General features: G+C 67.8%; 20 protein-coding genes. 10 read left to right on the top strand and 10 right to left on the bottom strand.

The features are described from left to right. Positions 1 to 6: 6 nt before the first annotated feature. The 6 genes from E6C76_RS02365 (at position 7) to E6C76_RS02340 (ending at position 7,326) form a co-directional block, all read left to right on the top strand. Positions 7 to 1,692, top strand: coding sequence for a TolC family protein (locus E6C76_RS02365; protein WP_136346652.1), 1,686 nt, complete (start codon positions 7 to 9; stop codon positions 1,690 to 1,692). Then, positions 1,682 to 2,476, top strand: a complete 795-nt coding sequence (locus E6C76_RS02360; RefSeq protein ID WP_136346651.1) for an efflux RND transporter periplasmic adaptor subunit — start codon at positions 1,682 to 1,684, stop codon at positions 2,474 to 2,476. Before E6C76_RS02365 ends, E6C76_RS02360 begins: the two co-directional genes overlap by 11 nt. Beyond that, the gene (locus tag E6C76_RS02355; protein ID WP_136346650.1) at positions 2,473 to 3,840 is read left to right on the top strand and encodes an efflux RND transporter periplasmic adaptor subunit; all 1,368 of its coding nucleotides are present in this window, start codon (positions 2,473 to 2,475) and stop codon (positions 3,838 to 3,840) included. The genes E6C76_RS02360 and E6C76_RS02355 overlap by 4 nt, the downstream gene beginning before the upstream one ends. Positions 3,841 to 3,843: 3 nt before the next feature. Further along, positions 3,844 to 6,051 carry an HlyD family secretion protein gene (locus E6C76_RS02350; RefSeq protein ID WP_211090078.1) on the top strand — a complete coding sequence of 736 codons (2,208 nt, stop codon included), beginning with the start codon at positions 3,844 to 3,846 and terminating at the stop codon, positions 6,049 to 6,051. A 172-nt stretch (positions 6,052 to 6,223) separates the two neighbouring features. Further along, positions 6,224 to 6,811: a biliverdin-producing heme oxygenase gene (locus E6C76_RS02345; protein WP_136346649.1), complete on the top strand. Its 588-nt coding sequence runs from the start codon at positions 6,224 to 6,226 to the stop codon at positions 6,809 to 6,811. A 71-nt stretch (positions 6,812 to 6,882) separates the two neighbouring features. Further along, the gene (locus tag E6C76_RS02340; protein ID WP_136346648.1) at positions 6,883 to 7,326 is read left to right on the top strand and encodes a YbaN family protein; all 444 of its coding nucleotides are present in this window, start codon (positions 6,883 to 6,885) and stop codon (positions 7,324 to 7,326) included. Between the two features lie 103 nt (positions 7,327 to 7,429). Here the strand turns inward: E6C76_RS02340 and E6C76_RS02335 are convergent, their stop codons facing one another. From E6C76_RS02335 to baeS, 9 genes are all read right to left on the bottom strand, one after another. After that, on the bottom strand, positions 7,430 to 8,860 hold the full coding sequence (locus E6C76_RS02335) for a sensor histidine kinase (RefSeq protein WP_168734210.1): 1,431 nt from the start codon (positions 8,858 to 8,860) through the stop codon (positions 7,430 to 7,432). Then, positions 8,847 to 9,515 carry a response regulator transcription factor gene (locus tag E6C76_RS02330; RefSeq protein WP_136346646.1) on the bottom strand — a complete coding sequence of 223 codons (669 nt, stop codon included), beginning with the start codon at positions 9,513 to 9,515 and terminating at the stop codon, positions 8,847 to 8,849. The genes E6C76_RS02335 and E6C76_RS02330 overlap by 14 nt, the downstream gene beginning before the upstream one ends. A 167-nt stretch (positions 9,516 to 9,682) precedes the next feature. After that, entirely contained in the window at positions 9,683 to 10,330 is a 648-nt protein-coding gene (locus E6C76_RS02325) for an NAD(P)H-binding protein (RefSeq protein WP_136346645.1), read from the bottom strand. 79 nt (positions 10,331 to 10,409) lie between these two features. Then, positions 10,410 to 10,949 carry a heme utilization cystosolic carrier protein HutX gene (hutX, locus tag E6C76_RS02320; RefSeq protein ID WP_136346644.1) on the bottom strand — a complete coding sequence of 180 codons (540 nt, stop codon included), beginning with the start codon at positions 10,947 to 10,949 and terminating at the stop codon, positions 10,410 to 10,412. After that, positions 10,927 to 12,336, bottom strand: a complete 1,410-nt coding sequence (gene hutW / locus E6C76_RS02315) for a heme anaerobic degradation radical SAM methyltransferase ChuW/HutW (RefSeq protein ID WP_230976132.1) — start codon at positions 12,334 to 12,336, stop codon at positions 10,927 to 10,929. The genes hutX and hutW overlap by 23 nt, the downstream gene beginning before the upstream one ends. A 280-nt stretch (positions 12,337 to 12,616) precedes the next feature. Next, positions 12,617 to 14,254, bottom strand: coding sequence for a chaperonin GroEL (gene groL / locus E6C76_RS02310; RefSeq protein WP_136346643.1), 1,638 nt, complete (start codon positions 14,252 to 14,254; stop codon positions 12,617 to 12,619). A gap of 20 nt (positions 14,255 to 14,274) precedes the next feature. Further along, positions 14,275 to 14,565, bottom strand: coding sequence for a co-chaperone GroES (gene groES, locus E6C76_RS02305; RefSeq protein WP_136346642.1), 291 nt, complete (start codon positions 14,563 to 14,565; stop codon positions 14,275 to 14,277). Positions 14,566 to 14,816: 251 nt separating this feature from the next. Beyond that, on the bottom strand, positions 14,817 to 15,551 hold the full coding sequence (locus tag E6C76_RS02300; RefSeq protein ID WP_136346641.1) for a response regulator: 735 nt from the start codon (positions 15,549 to 15,551) through the stop codon (positions 14,817 to 14,819). Then, the gene (gene baeS / locus E6C76_RS02295; protein WP_136346640.1) at positions 15,548 to 16,930 is read right to left on the bottom strand and encodes a sensor histidine kinase efflux regulator BaeS; all 1,383 of its coding nucleotides are present in this window, start codon (positions 16,928 to 16,930) and stop codon (positions 15,548 to 15,550) included. The genes E6C76_RS02300 and baeS overlap by 4 nt, the downstream gene beginning before the upstream one ends. A 216-nt stretch (positions 16,931 to 17,146) precedes the next feature. Between baeS and E6C76_RS02290 the strand changes: the two genes are divergently transcribed. The 3 genes from E6C76_RS02290 to E6C76_RS02280 are packed head-to-tail and all read left to right on the top strand — an operon-like array spanning position 17,147 to position 22,957. After that, positions 17,147 to 18,370 (top strand): efflux RND transporter periplasmic adaptor subunit, encoded by a 1,224-nt coding sequence (locus E6C76_RS02290; protein WP_136346639.1) that lies wholly within the window; start codon positions 17,147 to 17,149, stop codon positions 18,368 to 18,370. Between the two features lie 31 nt (positions 18,371 to 18,401). Further along, positions 18,402 to 21,542 carry an efflux RND transporter permease subunit gene (locus E6C76_RS02285; protein ID WP_136346638.1) on the top strand — a complete coding sequence of 1,047 codons (3,141 nt, stop codon included), beginning with the start codon at positions 18,402 to 18,404 and terminating at the stop codon, positions 21,540 to 21,542. Then, positions 21,539 to 22,957 (top strand): efflux transporter outer membrane subunit, encoded by a 1,419-nt coding sequence (locus tag E6C76_RS02280; RefSeq protein ID WP_330999996.1) that lies wholly within the window; start codon positions 21,539 to 21,541, stop codon positions 22,955 to 22,957. The genes E6C76_RS02285 and E6C76_RS02280 overlap by 4 nt, the downstream gene beginning before the upstream one ends. 213 nt (positions 22,958 to 23,170) lie before the next feature. Here the strand turns inward: E6C76_RS02280 and E6C76_RS02275 are convergent, their stop codons facing one another. Further along, positions 23,171 to 23,449 (bottom strand): DUF1640 domain-containing protein, encoded by a 279-nt coding sequence (locus E6C76_RS02275; RefSeq protein ID WP_136346637.1) that lies wholly within the window; start codon positions 23,447 to 23,449, stop codon positions 23,171 to 23,173. Between the two features lie 406 nt (positions 23,450 to 23,855). On the opposite strand from E6C76_RS02275, the gene E6C76_RS02270 reads away from it, so the two are divergent. Then, a complete protein-coding gene (locus tag E6C76_RS02270) occupies positions 23,856 to 25,466 on the top strand; it encodes an ABC transporter substrate-binding protein (protein WP_136346636.1) in 1,611 nt (536 codons plus the stop codon). Positions 25,467 to 25,468: the final 2 nt, after the last annotated feature.

The following is a 25,468-nucleotide window of genomic DNA, read 5'->3' as shown; positions in this document are numbered from 1 at the left end:
ACACCCATGACTCACGCCCACCTTCCGCTTCGCCCCGCCGCGCGCGCAGCGCGCCCCCTCGCCCTGAGCCTGATCGCCGCCGCCGTGCTGGCCGGCTGCGCGGTCACGCCGCCGGCCGCCTTCACCACCCAGGATCTGCTGCAGCAGGACAGGACCGACCGCCAGGCCATGTTCGCCGCGCAGGAGCCGATCAGCGCGCCGGTGACGCTGGACGAGGCCATCGCCCGCGCCATCAAGTACAACCTGCAGCAGCGCCTGGCGCTGATGGAACGCGCGCTGGAGGACAACCTCATCGACGTGCACAGCCAGGGCATGCTGCCCAAGCTCGCCGCGCGCGCCGGGCTGCGCACGCGCAGCAACGACTACGCCTCTTCCAGCGAATCGGTCCGCACCGGCGCACAGTCGCTGGAGCCCTCGACCAGCCAGGAGCGCACGATGCACAGCGCGGACCTGCAGCTGTCGTGGAACGTGCTGGACTTCGGCCTGAGCTATTTCGGCGCCAAGGCGCAGGGCAACAAGGCGCTGGCCGCCGAGGAGCGCCGCCGCCGCGTGGTCGCCGACATCATCCGCCAGACGCGCAGCGCGTACTGGGATGCGGTGACCGCCGAACGCCTCAAAGAGCGCGTGGCGCAGACCCTGGCGGAAACCCGGCAAAGCCTGGACTACGCGCGCCAGAGCGGCGAACGGCGGCTGGTAGCGCCGCTCTCCGCGCTGCGCTACCAGCGCGATCTGCTCGGCATGGTGCGCCAGCTCGAAACCCTGGAAGCCGACCTCGCGCTGGCCCGCTCGCGCCTGGCGAGCCTGATGAACCTCGCGCCGGGCGCGCAATTCCAGCTCGCCAGCGTGGCGGACGATGCACTGGTCGCACCGCAGTTGCCCTACGAGCGCGACGATCTCGAAGCACTGGCAATGGTACGCCGCGCCGAACTGCGCGAAGAGGGCTACCAGGCCCGCAACGCGGTGCTGGAAACACGCATGTCGCTGCTGCGCCTGCTGCCCAACGCCTCGCTGTTCGGCGGGGTGAACTACGACAGCAACAAGTACCTGGTGAACAGCAACTGGGCCGATGCCGGCATGCAGGTGAGCTGGAACCTGATGAACGTGCTTTCCTGGCCCACCATCGAGAAAGCCGGCAAGACCCGCGAACAGGTTGCCGAACTGCGCCGCCAGGCCCTGCGCATGACCGTGCTGACGCAGGTCAACGTCGCCTGGCTGGAGCGCGAGCGCGCCGAGGCCGTGTTCAAGCGCGCCAACGAACTGAGCCGCCTGCAGGATGCGATCCGCGATCAGACCGAGAACGCTGCGCGCAGCCAGGCCGAGACCCAGCTCGAACTGGTGCGCGCGCGCGTCGAGACGCTGCTCGCCACCCGCGCCCGTGATCTGGCCTACGCCGAACTGCTCAATGCGCAGAACACGGTCTACCAGGCCGCCGGCATCGACCCGCTGCCGGATCAGGTCGCCGACCTGAGCGTGGACGGGCTGGCCCGCGTGATCGCCGACACCAACCGCCTCATCGAGCGCGGCCACGTCGAAATTCCGCGCCTGCATCAGGCCGACGTCGCCGTGGCGGCGCCGCAGGCCGTGGCCGTGGCGCCGGCCGAACCCGCGCCGCAGCCGGCGCTGCGCACGGTCAGCGGCAACCGCTGGTCCGCGCTGGGCTCGGTCGCCGGAGCCGATGCGCATGGGCGGTAAGAAACGCCCGGCGCAGTTGGCGCGCGTGTTCGCCCTCGGCCTCGCCCTCGCGGGGGCGGGGGCTGCCTCCGCACAGCCGGACGGCGTGCGCGCCCAGCTCGTTGCGGTACGCCACGCCGTGCTCGCCAGCGAACTGGCCGGCAAGATCAGCAGCCTGCCGGTACGCGAGGGCCAGCGCTTCCGCCAGGGCGAAACCCTGGTCGCCTACGACTGCGCGCTGCACCGCGCCCGGCTGGAACGCGCCACCCAGGCCGAGATCGCCGCGCGCAAGAAGCTGGAGGTGGCCACGCAGCTCGACCAGCTCGCCTCCATCAGCAAGGCCGATTTCGAACAGGCCCGCGCGGGCCTTGCCGTGGCCCGGGCCGAGAGCGGCGTCGAACGCGCCATGGTGAACCGCTGCGCGATTACCGCGCCCTTCGCCGGCCGTGTCGGCGAAACCTTCGTGCGGGCCGCGGAGCACGTCGCCGAGGGCAAGGAGCTGATGAGCATCTATGACGACAGCGCCTTCGAGGTCGAAGCCATCGTGCCCTCGCGCTGGCTGGCCTGGCTCCGGCCCGGTTATCCGATGCAGGTCAGCGTCGAGGAAACCGGCCAGGCCTACACCGCCGCCGTGGCGCGCATCGCCGGCACCGTGGACCCGGTGAGCCAGTCGGTGAAAGTCATCGGGCGGCTCGACAACGGCCGCGCCGGGCAGGACGGCGGCACGCTGCTGCCGGGCATGAGCGGCGTCGTGCGCATCGAGCCGCCCACCGCCGCACCGGCCGGGCCCGTCGCCGCGCCATGAACGCCGCCGCGCCGCGGCCCTCGCGCGAGGACCGCCTCGCCGTGCTGCTGCAGCTGGAGCGGCGCGTGCGCGCGTGCGCCAGCGAGGAGGAACTGGCCTTCCTGATGGTCAACGACACGCATGCGCTGGCGCCCTACCGGCAGGCCGTGCTGTGGCAGGCACAGCCAGGCGGCGGACGCATCGCGGCGCTCTCCGGACTGGCCGTGCCGGACCCTCACGCGCCCTTCAACGTGTGGCTGGCGCGCCTGCTCGCGGCGCATGCCGCGCAGGCCGGCGCGCCAGGCGCGCTGCCCCCGCCTGAGGAAGGCGACGACGCGGCGATGTGGGCCGAGCACCTGCCGCCGCAGGCCTGGTGGCTGCCGCTGCCAACCGGCGGGGATGGGTGCGGGCGCGGCGCCGGCCTGCTGCTGCTGCGCGAGGCGCCCTGGCAGCCCGCTGAAACGAACCTGCTGGCACTGTTCGCGGAAACCTGCGCGCACGCCTGGGGCGCCCTGCGCAAGCATGGCGCGGAACGCCCCGAGGGTACCTTTGCCGAGCGTCTGCGCCGGTACGCGCGCACGCGCCGCACCTGGTTGATCGCGGCCGCCGTGCTGCTCGCGGCCTTGTGTCTGCCGGTGCGCCAGTCGGTGCTTGCCCCCGCGGAGGTGGTGGCGCGCAATCCGGTTGCGGTGCGCGCGCCCTTGCAGGGTGTGGTGGACCGTATCCCGGTGCAGCCCAACCAGCGTGTGGAGGCCGGCGAACTGCTGGTGGCGCTGGATGCGCGCGAACTCGAAGGCCGCTTGGAAGCCGCCCGCCAGGGGCTGGCCGTGGCCGAGGCCGAACTGCGCCAGGGCCAGCAGCAGGCACTCTTCGACGAACGCAGCAAGGCCGCCGTGAGGCTGCTGCAAGGCCGCCGCGACCAGGCCGCGAGTGAGGCCGACCATCTGCAAAGAGCGCTGGCGCGCACCCAGCTGCGCGCTGAACGCGCCGGCATCGTGATCTTCGACGACGTGGCCGACTGGATCGGCAAGCCGGTGGCGCTGGGCGAGCGCATCATGCAGATCGCCGACCCGGACGAGATCGAACTGGAAGTGCTGCTGCCGGTGGCCGATGCCATCGCCCTGCCGCACGAAGCACCGCTGCGCCTGTTTCTGAATACCGCGCCGGCCACGCCATTGGCCGCCACCCTGCTGCGCGTGGGCTACCGCGCCAGCCCGACGCCGGATGGCACCCTGGCCTACCGCGTGCGCGCCCGCTTCGATACGGGCGAGGCCGCACGCGTCGGCCTCAAGGGCACGGCCAAGCTCTACGGCGAGCGCACCCTGCTCGCCGCCTACCTGCTGCGCCGGCCGCTCGCGCGCCTGCGCGTGTGGCTGGGAGTGTGACCGGTGTCCGCCGCCACGCTTCCCCTGCCCGCGGGCGTGCCGCGCCCGGATGCCGGTGCGCCCGCCCTGCCCGCGCTGCGCGAGGAACTGCTGCTGCACGAGGCGCCGCGCCAGCATGACGGCGCGCCGGGGTGGACGCTGGAAGACCCCGGCCGCAACCTGTTCTTCCAGATCGGCTGGCTGGAGGCCGAGATGCTGGCGCGCTGGGCGCTCGGCGACGCCGAACGCATCGCGCGGGAGATCGGCCGCGACACCACGCTGGAGGTGTCCGCGCAGGAGGTCGCCGAATTCGCCCGCTTCCTCGAAGCCAATGATCTGGTCCAGGGGCGCGGCCCGCAGGCGCTGCAGCGCTACCAGCGCGCCGCCCAGGCCCGCCGGGGCGGCCACTGGGCAAAGTGGGCGCTGCACCACTACCTGTTCTTCCGCATTCCGCTGGCGCGCCCCGATGCCTTCCTGCAACGCGCCCTGCCCTGGGTGCGGCGTGTCTTCCTGAACCGCCGCTTCGCCTGGGCCACGGCGCTGGCCGGCACGCTGGGGCTGTTTCTCGCCGCGCGGCAATGGGACGCCTTCCTGCACACCTTTCTGCATTTCTTCACGCTGGAAGGCGCGGCGCTGGCCGGCCTCACCCTGGCCGCCACCAAGGTGCTGCACGAACTCGGCCACGCCTGCGTGGCCAAGCACCACGGCTGCCGCGTGGCCACCATGGGCGTGGCCTTCATGGTGATGTGGCCGGTGCTGTACACCGACACCTCGGGCGCCTGGCGCCTGCGCCGCCACGCTCAGCGCCTCGCCATCGGCGCCGCCGGCATGCTCACCGAGGCGGCCATCGCCGCCTGGGCGCTGCTGGCCTGGAGCTTTCTGCCCGACGGCATGCTGCGCAGCGCGGCCTTCATGCTCGCCACCACCACGGTGCTGCTCACCCTGGTGGTGAATCTCAACCCGCTGATGCGCTTCGACGGCTATTTCCTGCTCGCCGACGCGCTCAACGTGCCCAACCTGCAAGGCCGCGCCTTCGCGCTGGCGCGCTGGCGGCTGCGCGAGTGGCTGTTCGGCTTCGGCGACGGGAAGCCCGAGCACTTTGCCCCCTGGCGCGAGCGCATGCTGATCGCCTACGCCTTCTGCGTATGGATCTACCGCTTCTTCCTGTTCCTCGGCATCGCGCTGCTGGTCTATCACATGGCCTTCAAGCTGCTGGGCATCCTGCTCTTCGTGGTGGAGATCATCGCCTTCGTGGCGCGGCCGGTCTACACCGAGCTGCGCGCCTGGTTCGAGCGCCTGCGCAAGGACGGAGCCACCGCCTGGAACCCGCGCAGCCGGCTCACCCTGGGCCTGCTGCTGGGCGCCCTGCTGTGCGCTGCGATCCCATGGCGCACGCACGTCGAAGCGCCGGCCCTGCTGCGCGCGGCGCAGCAGGCGCACCTGCTGGCGCCGGTGGGCGCGCGCATCGAACGCATCGAAGCGCAGCCGGGCCAGGCGGTGCCCGCCGGCACGCCACTGTTCGAGCTGCATGCGCCGGAACTGGAACACGAACTCGCGGTGCTCGCGCAGCGCATCCGCGTGCTGCAATGGCAGAGCGCCTTCCAGGCCATGAAGGCGGAAACCGCCTCCAGCGTGCCGGTGGCCCAGCGCGAGTTGCAGGCCGCACAGGCCCGCCACGCGGTACTCGCCCGCCAGCGGGCGCAGTTGCGCATTGCCGCGCCCTTCGACGGCATCGTCGCCGAGTTGGCCGAACCACTGGCGCCCGGCGAGTGGGTGCCGGCCGGCGAATGGCTGGGCACGCTGGCCGCCCCTGGCCAGGCGCTTGTCGAAGCCTACGTGGCCGAGGCCGACCTGGCCCGCCTCGCGGCCGGCAACCGCGCGCGCTTTCTCGCCGAGGATGCCGGCGTGGGTGCGCTCCCGCTGCGCGTGCAGGACATCGCCGCAACCGCCACCCGGCGGCTGACCGGCAGCCCCGAACTGGTCTCGCCGAACGGTGGGGCGATTGCCGCCACACAAGCCCCGGCGCTGGCCGGTGAAGCCACCCCGGACGGGCGCGCCTGGGTGCCCGAACAGGCGATCTACCGCGTGCGGCTCGCCCCCGAGGACGCCAGCGCCCTGCCGCGCCTGCAAGTGCTGCGCGGCACCGTGGTCATCGACGGCGCGCCCGCCAGCCTGCTGCTGCGCGCCTGGCGCCGCACGCTCGCGGTACTGGTCCGCGAAACCGGGTTCTGAGGTTTACCGGAGCCAGGGAGCCGTCACCGGGCTGCGCTCTGCCTGCCCCTGCGGCCGCCAAAAGATGAAGCAGGCTTAACGTGCTTCACGGCGGAGCTTGCGGTACAACGAGATCAGGCGGTACGCACCGTACGACCGCCCTTCCTCCAATAAACCACAGAGAGCAAGAACCATGACGACCACGATCACCGCGCCGGGCCTCGCCCAGCGCCTCAAGACCGAAACCGCTGAGCAGCATGCGCGCATGCACCGCCTCATGGAGCAGGCCCGTCCTTTTGCCAGCCGCGAGAACTATGCACGCTTCGTGGCTGCGCAGTACCTGTTCCAGCGCGACGTGGTACACCTGTTCGCCGATCCCGCGGTAAAGGCGGCCGTGCCCGATCTGGATCAGCGCGGCCGCGACGATGCTTCGCTGGCCGACCTCGCCGACCTGGGCGCCAGCGCGCCGCAGGGGTCGATCGCCAGCGAGGGCGTGGCCATGCCCGAGGCACTGGGCTGGCTGTACGTCTCCGAAGGCTCGACGCTGGGTGCTGCCTTCCTGTTCAAGGAAGCCCAGGAACAACTGGGGCTGACCGCCGAGTTCGGCGCGCGCAACCTCGCCGCCTATCCGGAAGGCCGCGCCAACGCATGGCGCCGCTTCGTCGCGGCGCTGGACAACGAGCACCTCGACCCGGCGGTCCACGACGCCGTCATCACCGGCGCAAGCGCGGCCTATGACCGTTTCGGGGTGCTGCTGGAAGAGCACTTCGAGCTTGCCTGAGCTTCCGCCGGCGCCAGCTCGCCCGCTGGCGCCGGAAAACCCGTTCCGCAGACCTACTTCCGCCACATCCGATGAAGTCTTCGACCGAACTGCAATCCACGCCCCCTCCGCTGTCGCGCGGCAAACGCTGGGCCTGGCTGGCACTGGCCTACGCCAGTCTGGCGGTCGGGTTGCTCGCACTGGTGATCCCCGGCATCCCGACCACGGAATTCATCCTGCTCTCGGCGTGGGCGGCAAACCGCAGTTCGCCGCGCCTGAGCGCCTGGCTGGCGCGCCACCGGGTGTTCGGGCCCATGCTCCACAACTGGCACAATGGCCGCGTCGTCGCGCACAAGGCCAAGCTGAGCGCTTCACTGGCGATGAGTGCCTGCCTGCTGGTCATGCTCTGGACGGTGCCGCATCGCTGGGTCATCGTCGTGGCGGCCATCGGCATGGCGATCGGGGCATGCTGGATGTGGTCCCGCCCGGAATCGGTGGACGAAGCGCGGGCGCGCGCTCCTCAGGCCGGGCAGTAGATGTTTGATCCCAGGCTTTGATGGTGCAACGCCTTCCCAGGAAGGGAGGGATGTGCTACCGGCCTGCCGAGGATTTCAATACGCCAATACGCCGGCCACGGCTTCAGGCTTCATCGATTGCCCTGCCTGGATCGGCAGGCGGACGATGGCGCCACTGCGAGCGCTTGAAGCACAGGGTCGCGACCAGCCCGCGCGGCACGTTGTCCGCCAGCACCAGCGGCACCGCGTGCAACTTGGCGACGGCATTCACAAGGGCCAGTCCAAGGCCACTGCCCTGCGCATTTCCACCCATGCGGCGGAAGCGCTCGACCGCTTCGCCTCGCTTCGCTTCAGGGATGCCCGGGCCATCATCCGCCACGCCGAGCTCGAATTCCGAGCCCCGCCTACGGGCCATCAACACAATGCCATCCCCGTCGGGGGCGTACTTGACGGCGTTTTCAAGGAGGTTGGAAAGCGCCTGGAACAACAATGCGCGATCCCCGTACAGTTCCAGTTCCTCAGCCGACTCCTCCAGACTCAGCCGCATGCCCGCCGCCTCGACCAATGGCTGGTAATAGTCCTTCACGTCGCACAGCAAGGCCCGGCTGTCGAACCATTCGAACACGTGCGCGCAGCGCCCGGCCTCGATCTCACCGATGCGCAGCACGGCCTTGAACATGCGCTGGATGCGCTCGGCCTCCCCCACCGCGGCCATGACGTCGCCGCGCATGTCGTCGTCCAGGCGTTCGGCCACGCCGGCCAGACGGCTGTGCAGGCGGGTCAGCGGCGTGCGCAGTTCGTGGGCGAGATGGCCGCTCACGCTCTTCACCTCTTCCATGAGGATATTGACGCGCCCGAGCACATGGTTGATGTCCATGCCCAGCAGATCGAACTCATCGCCGCCGCCTTCGCGCGAGGGCACCTGCACCTCGCGGTCGCCGCTGGCATAGCGGCTCAGGGCGCTGCGAATGCGATCGACCCGGCGCATGCTGCGCAGGCTGGAACACAGGCCGATCCCCAGGCTGGAGAGCAGGACGGCGAACAGGCCCGCGCCGGCCACCAGCGGGATGATGCGGACGCGTTCGAGCATCGGCAGCACGTCGTAGGCGCGGAACAGCACGCCACCATCCGACAGCGGCAGCTGCATGCCGATGATCTGCATGGGATAGCCGTCGTTTCCGGCCATCACCACGGTACGCCAGCCCAGGGCGCAAGGCGGCCGGCAGGACAGCGCATCGGCCAGTTCCCTGGCGCCGAACAGCACTTCGCCCTGCGCGTTGAGCACGAGCGCCAGGCTGTCGGTGCGCTCGCGCATTTCGCCATCCGCAAGCGCATGCGCGAGCCTTTCGGCGTTCCTCAGGAGTTGCTTGTGTTCGTGGTCCTGGATGTCTTCCAGAATCATCTCGTGCACATGGTCGTGCAGCAGGCGCTCGATCTGGCTGCGGCTGAACAGCACCGAGCCGGCCACGACCAGCAGGAAGATGAAGGCGATCAGCGAGGCATACCGAAAAGTGCTCGTCTCCAGCAGACTGACCAGGCGCTCAGCCCAGCGCATAACCCACCGATCTGACGGTGCGCAGGAGCGTACGCGGGAAGTTGCGGTCGATCTTGCCTCGCAGCTTGGAAACATGGACATCAATCAGGTTGGTTTGCGGATCGAACTGGTAGCCCCAGACTTTTTCCAGCAGCATGGCGCGGGTCACCGTGCGCCCGAGGTTCTCGGCGAGCACCTGCAGCAAGGCGAATTCCTTCTCGGTCAGGTCGATGGCCTCACCGCCGCGCGTGACACGCCGCTGGCGCAGGTCGATGACCAGATCGTCGAGCACCAGCACCTTTTCGTCGTCGGGCAGCACCCCGCAGCGGCGCACCAGGCCCTCCAGCCGCAGCAGGAGCTCGGTGAAATCGAAGGGCTTGCCGAGATAGTCCTCGGCACCGGCGCGCAAACCTTCTACGCGATCACCGGATTCGTCCACGGCGGACAGGATCATCACCGGCGGATGCGACCGCCCGCGCATGGCCCGCAGCACCTCTATGCCATCCATGCCGGGCAGCATGCGGTCGAGCAGGACTGCATCGAAGGCCTCGCTCGCCATGATCTCGAGCGCCTGCTCGCCACTGTCGACCAGGCGGCAACCATGGCCGCAGCCTTGCAGCTTGCAGCCGAGCCAATAGCTCACCTGAGGATCATCTTCAACAATCAGTACCCGCATACCCACCCCCGATCCGGCGCAGCGCCAAGCCCGGCATCATCTGGATGATCAAAACCCAAATATTCTACATGAGAACAGTTCTCATAAACTAATCCTCCATGCCAATCCTTGCCGGACCCGGATGTCGCGATGTGGTGGATTGCACGGTCGTGAGAATCAACAGGCTGTCATGCATACCGGGCAGGCGGCGGACACGCTGGATCGATGGCGGCAAGCGTCTGGCCCGACAGACCTCCTCCCGCCAGCAGGCGCAGGATCAGGCTGGCCAACTCCGTACGGCTCAGGTAGCCATGGACGTCCTGCGCCTCGACGAGCTGCCCGCTGCCACTGGCCTGCCCATCCACCAGGCCACCGGGGCGGACGATGGCGAAGGCCAGACCGCTGGCGCGCAGCGCGTCTTCCGCCCGGGTCTTGGCATCGAGCACCGGACCGATGGCGGCCACCAGTTTCGGCGAGGCGTATGCACGGCTGTCGCCCGCCCCCAGTGACGAGACCAGCAGCATGCCCTGCACACCATGGGCCCGCGCGGCGGCGATCACGTTGCGGTTGCCGAAGTTGTCGACCACGGGGTCGAAGCCGCCCAGCGTGCTCACCACCCAGGCCGCAGACGGCAGGCCGGCAAAGCTCTCGGACACGGCGGCGGTGTCGAGGGCGTCGGCTTCACGCACCTGGCAGCCGGCGGCGGACAGCGCGCTGGCGTCCGCGCCCGGACGGACGACCACGGTGACGGCCCATCCGGCGGCCCGCGCCGCCTGCGCGACGGCCAGGCCGGCGCCCTTGCGCGCGCCGAAGACGATCAGCGACGGCGCGCTCATTGGACTACCCTCCTGTCGCTGCGCGACCTCCTCCCCAGGGGAGGACGAGCGCCCCCTTCGGGCGGGCGGGCGGGGGCGCTCATGCCGCCACCTCCGTGCCCAGGCGGTTCCACAGCGCGGTGAAGCGTTCCACCTGGTCGGCCAGCAATGCGCGCTTCTCGTCACGGCCGACGAAGACCTTGAACATGGCCTCGCCGTCGGCGTTGAGGAAGTTCACCGAACAACTGTCCGCCCCCATGAAGGGGCGGCGCACGAAAGCCAGCGTCTTGCAGCGCTCCAGGCGCAGATGGCCGCTCACCGGGCTGCCGCCGCCGATATTGTAGAAACCGTGGCCGAAGCGGCCCGCGGGCAGCGATGCCTTGCATTCGAGGATCACGTCGGGGGTATGCACCAGTACCGTTACCGGCCCCCAGTCGGCGATCTCCAGCAGCACCGCCTCGGCGTGCGTCCCGGCGGCCAGGGCGCGGGAGGATTCGGGCAGGCATTCGATCACGGTCTTCATGCTGACCGCGAATTCCTGGGCGAGCATTTCGAGCACGCCGGAGGCATCGGCGCTCAGGCGGGCGCGAAGCTCGTCCAGACGTGCCGCGTTGGTTTCATGCGTGGTGACTGCGTTCATGGGGATGGCCTTGTGGCTTCGAAGAGAAAGGGAGCGGGCGCGGAATGCCCGTGGGATGGCCGCCGGGATGCGCCGCTGCGGCGGGCGGCGGCCCGTCGAGGTAGGTGCCGATGAGCATGAAGAGCTGCGCGGCGATGTTGTTGTACCAGTAGCGGCCGCTGACGCTCAGGTTCAGGCTGCCCCGCTCGCGGCTGACCAGCCCCTGTGCCGCCCAATAGGAGAACAGGGGTTCCAGCGCCGCGACGAAACCGGGCGCCACCATCTGTTCAAGACGCCGCAGGTCGAGCGAGCCCTCCTCCAGGCCCTCCATCACCATGCCGCAGACGCGGTGGTGCGGCGTGGGCGCCAGCATGCCGCCAAGCGGCTTCTCGCCTGCGGCGACGCGTGCCTGGTAGGCTTCGGTGTCGCTTTCCAGCAGGAAGCGGTAGCCCGCAAGGATGCCGCCCGCGCCGGCCCCGAAGGCGAGGCAGTCGGCCCCCGTCTTGGTGGCGTTGTTGTAGCGGTTGCCCTCGCGCGCCGAGCGGCGCCAGTGCGCCTGGCTGATACGGGTCCAGCCGGCCGCTTCGAGGATTTCCCCGCCTTCGCGGTAGCGGCGCTGCGCAAGCTCGTGATCGCCAGCCTGGGGCAAGGCCCCCTTGTCGATGGACAGGGCCAGCGGACTGCCCGCGTGCAGGGTCAGGCAGTACAGGTCGACGCCATCCAGGCCGATCTCTTCGCACAACGCCACGTCGCGCCGCCAGATCTCGTCGGTCTGCGCGGGCAGGCCGTAGATCAGGTCGCACACGATCACGGCGCGCTGCCGCGCGACCAGCCTGGAGAGAAAATCCACGGCCTCTTCCTGCGAGGCCTTGCGGCCCATGCGGCGGCGCAGCGCCGTGTCGAAGGTTTGGATGCCGATCGAGAAGCGGTTGGCCCCGCCTTCGATGCAGGCATCGATCCTTTCGTCATCGAACCCGGCCACGCGCCCTTCGATGGTGATCTCGCAGTCCGGCGTCAGGGGAAGATGCTCGCGCAGCGCCCTGAGGATGCGGTTCAGATCCTGCGCGGACAGCGCGCTCGGCGTGCCGCCGCCGAAGAACACGGCTTCCACCGGCGCGCCCTGCATGCCGGCCCGGGCGCCATCCTGGACGATCTCGTCGATCAGGCGATCGGTGTAGTCCGTCATCGCCTCTTCGTTGGACTTGTTGCGGTAGAAACCGCAGAACAGGCAGTGATTGGCGCAGAAAGGCACGTGCAGATAGGCCAGGCGCGGCGCCGTGGTGTGCAGCAGGGCAGGATAGACCTGCCCCGGATCTGAAATCGGCCGCACGTTGCGGTTCATCCAGGGGTGCAGGATACGGCGCTCGAAAGGCGCCATCAGTTCGGCAAGGGGCAGTGGGTAAGCCATGGTCCAGAGCAGTCATATATTTTTGTTGAGAATAATTCCCACCCATGGCTCAACTCAACGCCGGGAGGGTTAAGTTTCCTTAACCCCTGATGCAGCTTGAAATATCTGGATTCAATGGAGGCATGCGGTAGCCCGATTGCATGGACGTGGGTCGGCCCCGATTGCCGAATTCACCCCATTGGACCGGTTTGCCGTCTGGACAAACAGTCAGGGCAGAAAAAGAAAAGGCCGGATGCCCTATGGGCATCCGGCCTTTCCAGTACAGCTCAGGCGCGAGGACTCAGAAATCGCCGCCGAACCCGCCCGGTCCGCCCGGCGGCAGCGCCGGGGCCGGCTTGTCGTCGGCCTGCTCGGCCACCAGCGCATCGGTGGTGAGGATCAGCGCGGACACCGAGGCAGCGTTCTGCAGCGCGGAGCGGGTAACCTTGGCGGGGTCGAGCACGCCCTGCTCCACCAGGTCGCCGTACTCGCCGGTGGCGGCGTTGTAGCCGTAGTTGCCCTGGCCTTCCAGCACCTTGGCGACCACCACGGAAGCCTCGTCGCCGGCGTTGGCGACGATCTGGCGCAGCGGCTCTTCCACGGCGCGCAGCACGATCTTGATGCCGGCATCCTGGTCGGCGTTGTCGCCCTTCAGTTCGGCGATGGCCGCGCGGGCGCGCAGCAGCGCGACGCCGCCGCCGGGCACCACGCCCTCTTCCACGGCCGCGCGGGTGGCGTGCAGGGCATCCTCCACACGCGCCTTCTTCTCCTTCAGCTCGACCTCGGTGGCCGCGCCGACCTTGATCACCGCCACGCCGCCGGCCAGTTTGGCCTTGCGCTCCTGCAGCTTCTCGCGGTCGTAGTCGGAGGTGGCGGCGGCGATCTGCGAATCGATCGCGGCCACGCGCGCCTTGATGGCGTCCACGCTGCCGGCGCCGTCGATCACCGTGGTGTTCTCCTTGCCCACCTCGATGCGCTTGGCCTGGCCCAGATCGTCCAGCGTGGCCTTCTCCAGGGTGAGGCCGACTTCCTCGGCGATCACCTGGCCGCCGGTGAGGATGGCGATGTCTTCCAGGATGGCCTTGCGGCGGTCGCCGAAGCCCGGCGCCTTGACCGCGACCACCTTGAGGATGCCGCGGATGGTGTTGACCACCAGGGTGGCGAGCGCCTCGCCTTCCACATCCTCGGCGATGATCAGCAGCGGACGGCCGGCCTTGGCCACCTGCTCCAGCACCGGCAGCAGGTCGCGGATGTTGGAGATCTTCTTGTCGAACAGCAGGATGTACGGATCGTCGAGTTCCGCGACCTGCTTGTCCGGGTTGTTGATGAAGTACGGGCTGAGATAGCCGCGGTCGAACTGCAGGCCTTCCACCACGTCCAGCTCGTTGGCCAGGCTCTTGCCGTCTTCCACGGTGATCACGCCTTCCTTGCCCACCTTGTCGATGGCGTCGGCGATGATCTGGCCGATGTCGGCGTCGGAGTTGGCAGAGATGGCGCCGACCTGGGCCACTTCGCGGCTGGTGGTCACCGGGCGCGAGATGCTGGCGATCTCTTCGACCACGCGGGCCACGGCCTTGTCGATGCCGCGCTTGAGGTCGGCCGGATTGAAGCCGGCGGCGACGAACTTGAAGCCCTCGCGCACGATGGCCTGGGCCAGCACGGTGGCGGTGGTGGTGCCGTCGCCGGCGTTGTCGGAGGTGCGCGAGGCGACTTCCTTCACCAGTTGCGCGCCGATGTTCTCGAACTTGTCCTTCAGCTCGATTTCCTTGGCCACGGACACGCCGTCCTTGGTCACCGTGGGGGTGCCGAAGGAACGCTCCAGCACCACGTTGCGGCCCTTCGGGCCCAGCGTCACCTTGACCGCGTTGGCGAGGATGTTGACGCCCTGGACGACGCGCGCGCGGGCGTCGTCACCGAACAATACTTGCTTGGCTGCCATGTAATGGCTCCCTGTTTTTCTCAGTTCTCGATCACCGCGAAGATGTCCTCTTCGCGCACCACCAGCAGTTCTTCACCGTCCACCTTGACGGACTGCCCCGCGTACTTGCCGAACAGTACCTTGTCGCCCTTCTTCAGCGCGGGCGGACGCACTTGGCCGTTGTCGAGGATCTTGCCGTTGCCGACCGCCAGGATTTCGCCCTGATCGGGCTTCTCTCCGGCCGAATCGGGAATGACGATGCCGGACGCAGTGGTCCGTTCGGCTTCCAGCCGTTTAACAATGACACGGTCGTGCAGGGGACGCAGGGCCATGTGCTGAACCTCCAGTCTGTTGGGTTACGCCATGCAGGCGCGGGAGTCTGATGCCAGGCGCGGGCGGCCTGTCCGCCCCGCTTGTTAGCACTCTCATGCGTAGAGTGCTAAGGCCCACGCAGTCTGGCGCACAACGACCGCGAACTGAATCGATAATTTCCGCATTGGTTTTCAGCTGGGCTGCTATGCCCGAGGCGCCAACGGGAAAAAACTCGTGTCGGCATCGTTGCTGCGGCTTGTGTCAGCCGGCGTCATTCATCGCTGAAGCGAAAGCCTACCCCGTATATCGACCGGATCCATTCCCCGGCCTGCACCTTGGCCAACTTGCGGCGCAGATTCTTGATGTGGCTGTCCACCGTGCGGTCAGTGACGACGCGTCTGTCGGCGTAGGCATGGTCCATCAATTGATCGCGCGAGAACACCCGGCCTGGTGCGGCGGCCAGCGCCCGCAGCAGACGAAACTCCACCTGGGTCAGCTCCAGTACGCAACCGTCCACGCTGGCACGCCAGGCTTCGGAGTCGATGACCAGCCGTGGCTGTCGAGAATCGACGCTGGCTGCGCTTTCCGGAGCATGACGGTAGCGGCGCAACACCGCATGCACCCGTGCCACGACCTCCCGGGGGCTGAAGGGCTTGCAGATATAGTCGTCAGCGCCGATCTCCAGGCCGAGCAGGCGGTCGATTTCTTCCACGCGCGCGGTCACCATGATGACGGGTACCGCGCTGAAGCGACGCAACTCGCGACAGATGTCCACACCATCGCGGCCGGGCAGCATCAGGTCCAGCAGCACCAGATCGGGCTTCCAGTCGCGGATGGTGTCGATCGCGGCGGCGCCATCGTGCAACGGCCGGCTGTCGTAGCCGGCCGCCTGCAGATACTTCACTTGCACTGCGGCCAGGCGCGGCTCGTCCTCGATGACCAGCACCCGTCCGCTCTGTTGCGGCGGGAGGGCCGGATGCGGCGAAGCAACGGAACCGTTCGTCATGCCGCCTCCGGTAGTTCGATGCTGATGCGCAGGCCCCCCAGCGGCGATTGACCGGCGACGATGCGCCCGCCATGCGCTTCGACGATGTTGCGGCAGATCGCCAGGCCCAGGCCACTGCCGCCGCTGCTGCGGTTGCGCGAGGCATCGGCACGATAGAAACGCTCGAACAAGCGCGGCAGCTTGTCGTCGGACACGCCCGGCGCGCTGTCTTCGATCGACAGGCGCAGCCATCCGCCGTTGCTGCGGTCGCAGGCCAGACGCACTTGTCCCCCTGCATCGGTGTAGCGCAACGCATTGTTCAGCAGATTGGTCAGTAATTGCAGCAAGCGGCGCTCGTCGCCCATGAGCCGCAGCGCCTCGTCAGGAATCGCGGCACGCAGACGCAGCCCCGCCGCCTCGAAACGCGCCGCCATGCTGGCGACGCTCGCATGCAGAACGGTCGCCAGGTCGATGGGTTCGTAGCGGTAGGCCAGTGTGCCGGCCTCGGTGAGGGACAGTTCGTGCAGATCCTCGACCAGGTTGCCAAGCTGGCCGACCTGCCGATGCAGTGCGGCGAGCGATTCGGTATCGACCGGGCTGATGCCATCCTGCATCGCTTCCAGATCGGCACGCATCACCGCCAGCGGCGTACGCAATTCGTGCGAGATGTCCGCCATGAGGGTACGGCGCGCACTTTCGTTGCGCTCCAGCCCCTGGGCCAGCAGGTTGAAGTTCTGCGCCAGCGTGCCCAGTTCGTCGCGTGCAATCACGGGCACGCGTGTGCTGAAGTCGCCCTCGGCCAGGCGCTGGGTGGCGTCGGTCACGCCGCGCAGGCGCCGCAGCAGGGCGCGTGCCAGCAACCAGGCCAGCAGCGCCGCCAGCAATACCGAACTGGTGCCGATGATCCACCAGGCGCGCAACTGCGCGTCGTAGAAGCGTACGTCGCCAGCGGCCAGCACTTGCTGGAAGGGCACCATGGCCAGCCAGCCGACGGTGGCGCCATCGACGTCCACGGGCACCAGAATGGAGTCGCGTCCTGCCTCGGGATTGCCGGTGACCATGCTGTAGTCCGGGTGCAGCAACGCCAGGCGGAAGATGGCGCCGGTCTGGTCCGACAGCGGCGGCGCCTGTGGGCGGCCGGTTTCCTGCGGCACTGCGGGCCGCATCAGCACGCCCAGCGCGGGCAGGTTGTCCTGCAGGCGTTGCCAGCCGCCTTGCTCGCGGTATTCCTGCTGCAGGCGGGGCAGCAGTTCGTGCATGCGCGTCACGCCTTGCTCGTTGAGATAGTCCATGAACCCGCGCTGGAAACTGATGCGCCCGGCGAGGCTATTGATGAGCAGCACCAGCGCGCAGGTAATCAGCATGGTCAGGAACAGCTTGGCGGTGATATTCAGCCTCATAAGGCGCAGGCCCCTGGGGAAACGGACTATCGGATTACTTTAGCCCCGACACTGCTCCAGGTGGGCCTGGTTCGGTGGCAGTGATCAAAATTCCTAATTTCCTGCGATTTTCGTCATTAGCCTTGGGACTGCGTCGTGGGCTGCTGCCCCGATCCATTCCGTCGGAACATTTTTCTTCGAGGTTTTTCCATGAGCTTGCGCATCCCTGGCGGCGGCATGCAGCGTCTTTGGGGTCCTGCCAATGTGCTGCCGGCCATGGCGCTGTTGCTGTCCCTGGCGCTGGGCGCTTGTTCACAGGAGCCGGTTGGACTGCCGCCCCCTCAGGCGACCCGGGTCGACGTATGGCCGGTGCAGACACAGCCACTCCAGATGGAGCAGACGCTGGTCGGGCGTACGGTGGCCTACATGGTGTCGGAAGTGCGCCCGCAGGTCGGCGGCATCATTCAAAAGCGCCTGTTCACCGAGGGGCAGCAGGTCAAGGCCGGCGAAGTGCTCTACCAGATCGATCCGTCCAGCTACCAGGCCGCTTATGACAGCGCCCGTGCTGCGCTGGCGCAGGGAGAGGCCGCCGTGTTGTCGGCGCGCCCCAAGGCCGAGCGCTATGAGCGGCTGGTCAAGCTGGATGCCGTCAGCCAGCAGGATCTGGACGAGGCGCATGCCACGCTGCGCCAGAATCAGGCTGCGGTGCAGGCCGCACAGGCCGAGGTACGGACCGCGCGCATCAACCTCGACTACACGCGTATCAAGGCCCCGATCGACGGGCGCATCGGCACTTCGACGGTCACCCCCGGGGCGCTGGTGACGGCCAGCCAGGAATCGGCGCTGGCCACGATCCGCCAGATCGACCCGCTGTACGTGGATGTCGCGCAGTCGAGCGCGCAGCTGCTGGCCCTGCAGCGTCAATTGGCCAGCGGTGCACTGCGGGCCGTCGATGGCAAGGTGCAGGTGCGCCTGCTGCTGGAGGACGGCAGTACCCATGCCCACACCGGCACGCTGGAGGTGGTGGGCGATGCCGTCGATACCGGCACCGGCAACTTGACGTTGCGCGCCGTAGTGCCGAATCCGGACCGTACCCTGCTGCCGGGCATGTATGTGCGCGCGCAACTTCCGATGGCCGTCAACCAGCAGGCGATCCTCGTGCCGCAGACGGCGGTGACGCGCAACACCCGGGGCGAGGCCACGGTGTTGCTGGTGGGCGCCGGCGGCAAGGTCGAACAGCGCGTGATCGACGTCGGTGAGGCGCGTCATGACCAGTGGGTGGTCAACAGCGGGTTGCAGGCGGGTGAGCAGTTGATCGTGGCCGGCGGCAACGCGGTCAAGGCGGGCGACACCATACAGGTGCATGTGGTGGCGCAAGCGCCCAGTGCTGCTGAACGCGCTGCGCCGGACGCCGCGGCCGACGCCCCGCAACAGCAGGCCGCTCAGAGCGCTGCTCGATAACACCACCAGATCGCACGGAGCGCAGCGCCCCATGTCACGCTTTTTCATCGACCGCCCGATCTTTGCCTGGGTGATCGCCATCGTCATCACGCTGGCGGGCATCCTGTCCATCACCACCCTGCCGCTGGAGCAGTACCCCGACATCGCGCCGCCATCGGTGTCGATCAGCGCCAGCTACACCGGCGCCTCGGCCGAGACGGTGGAGAACTCGGTCACCCAGGTCATCGAGCAGCAGATGACCGGGCTGGACAACCTGATGTACATGTCGTCGACCAGTTCGTCCTCGGGCAGCGCGCGGGTGACGCTGACCTTCGAATCCGGCACCGACCCGGACACCGCCCAGGTGCAGGTGCAGAACAAGCTGCAGCAGGCCGAATCCATGTTGCCCGATGCGGTGCAGAACACCGGAGTCACGGTGAGCAAGTCCTCGGGCAACATCTTCATGGTGCTGGCCTTCTTCTCCGAGGACGGCAGCATGGACCGCACCGACATCGCCGACTACATGAGTTCCACACTGCAGGACCCGATCAGCCGGGTCTCGGGCGTGGGCAACGTGCGGGTGATGGGCTCCAAGTACGCGATGCGCATCTGGCTGGACCCCGAGAGGCTGCGTACCTACGACTTGATGCCCAGCGACGTGTCCAGCGCGATCCAGGTGCAGAACAGCGATGTGTCCTCGGGCGCGCTGGGCGCGTTGCCGCAGGTGCAGGGCCAGCGCCTGAACGCCACCATTTCGGCGCGCAGCCGCCTGCAGACCGCCGAGCAGTTCCGCCAGATCGTGCTCAAGGCCGACAGCGGCGGTGCCCTGGTGCGCCTGGGCGACGTGGCGACGGTGGAACTGGGCAGCGAGGACTATGAGCAGGTCGGCGCCTTCAATGGCAAGCCTGCCGCAGGCATCGGCATCGAGCTGGCCAGCGGTGCCAATGCACTGAGCGTCTCCAGGGCCGTCGATGCGCGACTCAAGGAGTTGTCGGTGTTCTTCCCCGCCGGCCTGAGCTACGCGATCGCCTACGACACCACGCCCTTCGTGGAGATTTCCATCCAGGAAGTGGCCAAGACCCTGCTGGAAGCCATCGCGCTGGTGGTGCTCATCATGTACCTGTTCCTGCAGAACTGGCGCGCCACGCTGATCCCCGCCATCGCGGTGCCGGTGGTGCTGATGGGCACCTTCGGCGTACTGGCCGCGCTGGGCTACTCGATCAACACGCTGAGCATGTTCGGCATGGTGCTGGCCATCGGCCTGCTGGTCGATGACGCCATCGTCGTGGTCGAGAACGTCGAGCGCGTGATGCGCGAGGAAGGCCTGTCGCCGCGCGAGGCCACGCGCAAGTCGATGGGCCAGATCACCGGCGCACTGATCGGCATCGCGCTGGTGCTGACCGCGGTGTTCGTGCCGATGGCCTTCTTCGGCGGCTCCACCGGCATGATCTACCGCCAGTTCTCGGTAACAATCGCCGCGGCCATGCTGTTGTCGCTGCTGGTGGCCATCATGCTCACGCCCGCCCTGTGCGCCAGCCTGCTCAAGCATGTGCCCCAGGGCGGCGAGGTCTCGCCGCGCGGGCCGCTGGGGCGCTTCTTTGCCGCCTTCAACCGCTGGTTCGACCGCGCCAACGGCCGCTACCATGATGGCGTGCACAGCCTGCTCGGTCGGCGCGGCCTGGGACTGCTGGGCTATGCGCTGCTGGTCGGTGCACTGGCGGTGCTGTTCTGGCGCCTGCCCACCGCCTTCCTGCCGGAAGAAGACCAGGGCATGCTGATGGTGCAGGTCAAGCTGCCGCCCGGCGCCACGCAGGAGCTGACCCTGGCCACCATGGAGCAGCTTTCCGGCTACGTGCTCGAACAGCCCGAAGTCGAATCCATCATGGCGGTGGCCGGTTTCAGCTTCGGCGGCAGCGGGCAGAACGCCGGCATGGGTTTCGTCAAGCTCAAGGACTGGTCGCTGCGCGAGGCCAACGCACAGGAGATCGGCATGCGCATCAGCATGGCCATGTCCAGCGTCAAGGACGCCGAGATCTTCGCCATGGCGCCCTCCGGCATTCCCGGCATGGGCCAGAGTTCGGGCTTCACCCTGCAACTGCAGGACCTGGGCGGCGCCGGCCACGACGCCCTGGTGGCGGCCCGCCAACAACTGCTGGCCTGGGCCGCCGGGAATCCCTCGGTCAGCAACGTGCGCTACGGCAGCGCCGAGGATGCGCCGACCTTCGACATCCGCATCGATGACGCCAAGGCCGCCGCGCAGAACCTGAGCATCGGCGACATCAACGATACCCTGTCGATCGCCATGGGCGGCTCGTACGTGAACGACTTCATCGACCGCGGCCGCATCAAGCGCGTGTACGTGCAGGGCCAGGCCGACACGCGCATGCTGCCGCAGGACATCCAGCGCTGGTCGGTGCGCAACAGCCAGGGCCAGATGGTGCCGTTCGACGCCTTCGCCACCAGCGGGTGGCGCCATGCGCCGGCGTCGCTGGCGCGCTTCAACGGCTCGGCCTCAATGGAGATCACCGGCGAAGCCGCCAGCGGCGTCAGCTCCGGCACGGCCATGAGCGAAATGGCGCGACTGGTGGGGCAACTGCCTGCGGGCATGGGCTATGCATGGTCGGGCCTGTCTTACCAGGAGCAGCTCTCCGGCGCACAGGCACCGCTGCTGTACGCTGTGTCGCTGTTGTTCGTGTTCCTGTGCCTGGCGGCACTGTACGAGAGCTGGTCGGTGCCCTTCTCGGTGATGCTGGCCGTCCCCATCGGCATCGTCGGCGCGGTGCTGCTGACCTCGCTGCGCGGCCTCTCCAACGATGTGTACTTCCAGGTCGGCCTGCTGGCCACCGTGGGCCTGGCGGCCAAGAACGGCATCCTGATCGTGGAGTTCGCCAAGGAGCTGGAGGAAAAGGGTCTGTCGCTGATCGAGGCGACGCTGCAGGCGGCGCGCATGCGCTTGCGGCCGATCCTGATGACTTCCCTGGCCTTTCTGCTCGGCGTGCTGCCGCTGGTGGTCAGCAGCGGCGCCGGTGCCGGCGGGCGGCACTCGCTGGGCACTGGCGTGTTCGGCGGCACGCTGGCCTCGACCTTCCTGGGCGTGTTCTTCGTGCCCCTGTTCTATGTGATCGTGCGCAGTCTGTTTCCCGGAAAACCCCGCCAGCACGGCGACAGGGCGCATGAGGAGGTGAGCCAATGATGATGCCTGTCGCGCCCGCTTCGCGCGTCGCCGCGCTGTACTGCGCCCTGGCGCTGGCCGGCTGCGCCAGCCTGGCGCCCGAGTACCAGCGCCCCGAAGCGCCGGTGCCCGGGCACTTTTCCACGCCATCGCAAGCCGATGCCACCGGCAGTGCCGGCCTGGACCGTGCCGATGCCGGGTTGAGGCCATGGCGCGAGGTTTTCATCGACCCGCGCCTGCAGCAGGTTGTGGATCTGGCGCTGGCCAACAACCGCGACCTGCGCGTAGCCGTGCTCAATATCGAGAAGTCGCGCGCGCAGTACCGCATCCAGGGCGCCGAGCAGTGGCCCTCCATCCAGGCCGCCGGTGGCCAGAGCGCAGCACGTACCACAAGCGGCGGCACCACGCGCAGCTACTCGGCCGAAGTCGGCCTCAGCAACTGGGAGCTGGACTTGTTCGGCCGCGTGCAAAGCCTGCGTGACGAAGCGCTGGAGACGTTCCTGGCCACCGCAGAGACCCAGCGCAGCACACGCCTGAGCCTGTTGGCCGAAGTGGCCGGGCAATGGCTGTCGATGGCGGCCTACCAGCAGCAATCGGCATTGGCGCAGCAAACGCTGCAGAGCCAGCAGCGCTCGCTGGCGCTGACCCGCTTCCGCCATCAGGAAGGCATGGTCTCGGGCGTGGATCTGGCCTCGGTACAGGCCAGTGTGGAGAGCGCCCGCGCGGACGTCGCCAGCTACGATACCAGCCTGGCCCAGGCCCGCAATGCATTGAGCCTGCTGGTCGGCGCGCCGGTGCCGGACGCCTTGCTGCCGGTGCCGCAAGACGCCTTCGACATCCTGGTCGCGCTGGCGCCCATCCCTGCGCACCTGTCTTCCAGCGTCCTCCTGCAGCGCCCGGACGTGCTGGCGGCCGAGCACAACCTGAAAGCGGCCAATGCCAATATCGGCGCCGCGCGCGCAGCTTTCTTTCCCAGCGTATCCCTGACTGCCTCGACTGGCGTGGGCAGCAGTTCGCTGTCGGCGTTGTTCAACGGGGCGCAGCGCATCTGGTCCTTCGTGCCCAGCATCACCGTACCGATCTTCAACGCAGGCGCCCTGCGCGCGGAACTGGACGTGGCCACGATCTCGCGCGATATCTCGGTGGCCGAGTATGAACTTGCCATCCAGACGGCTTTCCGCGAGGTAGCCGATGCGCTCGACGAACGCGCCCGTATCGACGAGCGCCTGGCGGCGCAGCGCGCGTTGGTCGAGGCAACCCAGCGCAGCCACACACTGGCCGATGCGCGCTGGCGCGAAGGCGTTGACAGCTCACTCGAAGCGCTGAGCGCGCAGCGTACCCTCTACTCCGCCCAGCAGACACTGATCACGCTGATGCTGAACGAAGCCACCAATCGCGTCACGCTCTACAAGGTGTTGGGGGACGGAACCGACTGAAACTGAGTGAACAGTCCTGCCCGCAGGTACAAAGCAAAACGTGGCGCAGTTGAGTTGCCGGCGTCACCAAAACCATGCCTTTTGGTGACAAACAGATCCTCGAGATCCACCGCGGTGTCACCAAAAAAGCAAAACGCCCCATCGCTGGGGCGTTCGTTTTTGGTGACAGGTTTGTCCTCGGCCGGGCCGGCGCCGGCCTGGGCGTGTCACCAATTATCCGATCAGTTTGACCAGTGCGGTCACCAGTCCAGCCTGGGCGAGCAACAGCCCGGCCATCCACTTGATGATGTCGGCCTTGGCGTCGGAGATTTTGGTTTCGATCTCGGCTCTAAGCACGTTGACGTCTTCTTTGGTGGCGAGGCTTCGCATCTCGACCAGATCACCGAGCGCATCGCGCAGGGCTTCGGCCTCGGCCTTGGCGTGCTGCTCGGGCAGGCCGGCGGCCTTGAGGCGCTCAACGTATTTCAGCGTGTCGAAAGTGATGGCGGCCATTGTGTGCTCCTAGAATGGTGACAAACGCAGTTGCTCGATGAATCTGTCTGTCACCAAGGCGGACTCTACCGTTTTGGTGACAGGACCGCCACCTGGCAGGTCCTCCGTGTCACCAAAAGGTCCTGCCCGCCGGTACAAAGCAAAACGCCCCAGGGCGCCTCACGGCTTTGCGGTCGCGGTCGACCGTGTCTGCCCCGCCGGATTCGCCAGCGGGCGGACCTATCTGTGACAAGTTTTATTTCGGATAACCACCATTTTCATTCTCGAATGGAATTCCGAAGCCACTTCCCCACGCGTCCACCCCCGGCGCAAGTGATAACGAACGCAGTTTTCCTCAGTTCCGCCGGTGCTCCGCACCCTCCTACACTCGGCGCCGTTCATCCATTCAAACGGAGCCGTCCGCACCATGAAACTCACCCGTCGCGAACTTCTGCTGTCCTCCGGCGCGCTGGCCGCCTCGGCGTTCTTTCCGCCCTTCGCCCATGCGCGCGCCGAAGCCGGCGCGCCGCGCAAGGGGGGCGTGCTGAACGTCCACCTGGCTTCGGAACAACGCATCCTGAACCCCTCGCTGCGCGCTTCCACCGGCGTGTACATCGTCACCAGCAAGATCATCGAATCGCTGGTCGACCTGGATGCCGACGGCAAGATCGTTGCGCAGCTGGCCACCGCGTGGGAGTCCTCCAAGGACGGCAAGACGATCACCTTCAAGCTGCGCGAGGGCGTGAAGTGGCACGACGGCAAGCCGTTCACCGCCGCCGACGTGCAGTACAACGCGCTGGAGCTGTGGAAGAAGCACCTGAACTTCTCCACCGGCCTGCAGCAGAACCTGGAAGCCGTGGATACGCCCGACGCGCACACCGCGGTGTTCCGCTATTCCCGCCCGATTCCGCTGGACCTGCTGCTGCGCGCGCTGGCCGACCTGGGCTACGTGGTGCCGCGCCATGTGTTCGAGGGCACCAACGTGCTGGAGAACCCCGCCAACACCGCGCCCATCGGCACCGGCCCGTACCGCTTCGTGCAGTACGAGCGCGGCCAGTACATCATCGCCGAGCGCAACCCGGACTACTGGCGCAAGGACCAGCCCTATCTGGACCGCATCGTGTGGCGCATCATCACCGACCGCAGCGCCGCCACCGCCGCGCTGGAAACCGGCCAGGTGCAGCTGAGCGCCTATTCGCAGCTGGCGCTGGCCGATCTCGACCGCCTCTCCAAGAACCCGGACTTCGAGGTCACCGCCAAGGGCCTGGAAGCCAACCAGTTCAACAACACGCTGGAATTCAACTTCCGCCGCAAGGAAATCGCCGACATCCGCGTGCGCCGCGCCATCGCCCACGCCATCAACATCCCCTTCTTCATCGAGAACTTCCTGTACGGCCAGGGCCGGCCGGGCACCGGGCCGATTCCGTCCACCTCCACCGCCTTCTATCCGAAGGACGCCAAGGTGGCCTACCCCTTCGACAAGGCGCGCGCCGAGGCCCTGCTGGACGAGGCCGGCTACCGGCGCGGCGCGGGCGGCGTGCGCTTCACGCTGAAGCTGGTGCCGATCCAGAACGGCGAGGACGTGCCGCTGTTCGCCACCTTCATCCAGCAGTCGCTGGCCGCCGTGGGCATCCGCGTGGAAATCACCAACTTCGACTACGCCGCCTCGCTGGCCGCGGTGTACAAGGAACACAACTTCGACATCGCCACCGGCTGGCACCAGTACCGCGGCGACCCGGCGGTATCCACCACGGTGTGGCTGCACTCCGGCAGCCCGGCCGGTTCGCCGTGGACCAACCAGTACGGCTGGAAGTCCGAGAAGGTGGACACGCTGATCGAGGACGCCGCCTCCGAGATCGATCCGGCCAAGCGCCGCGAACTGTACGCCGAGGTGGTGCGCGAGATCGACGAGCAGTTCCCGATCTGGTTCGCCATCGAGCGCGACTTCTATTCCGTGGTCAGCAAGAAGGTGCACAACGGCCACAACACCGCGCGCTGGCCGTCGAGCAGCTGGCACGACACCTGGCTCACCGCCTGAGG

The sequence above is a fragment of the Pseudothauera nasutitermitis genome (genome assembly GCF_004801295.1).
In the GTDB taxonomy this organism is placed as follows: Bacteria; Pseudomonadota; Gammaproteobacteria; order Burkholderiales; family Rhodocyclaceae; genus Pseudothauera; species Pseudothauera nasutitermitis.
This window is presented reverse-complemented; position numbering and strand designations above follow the sequence as displayed.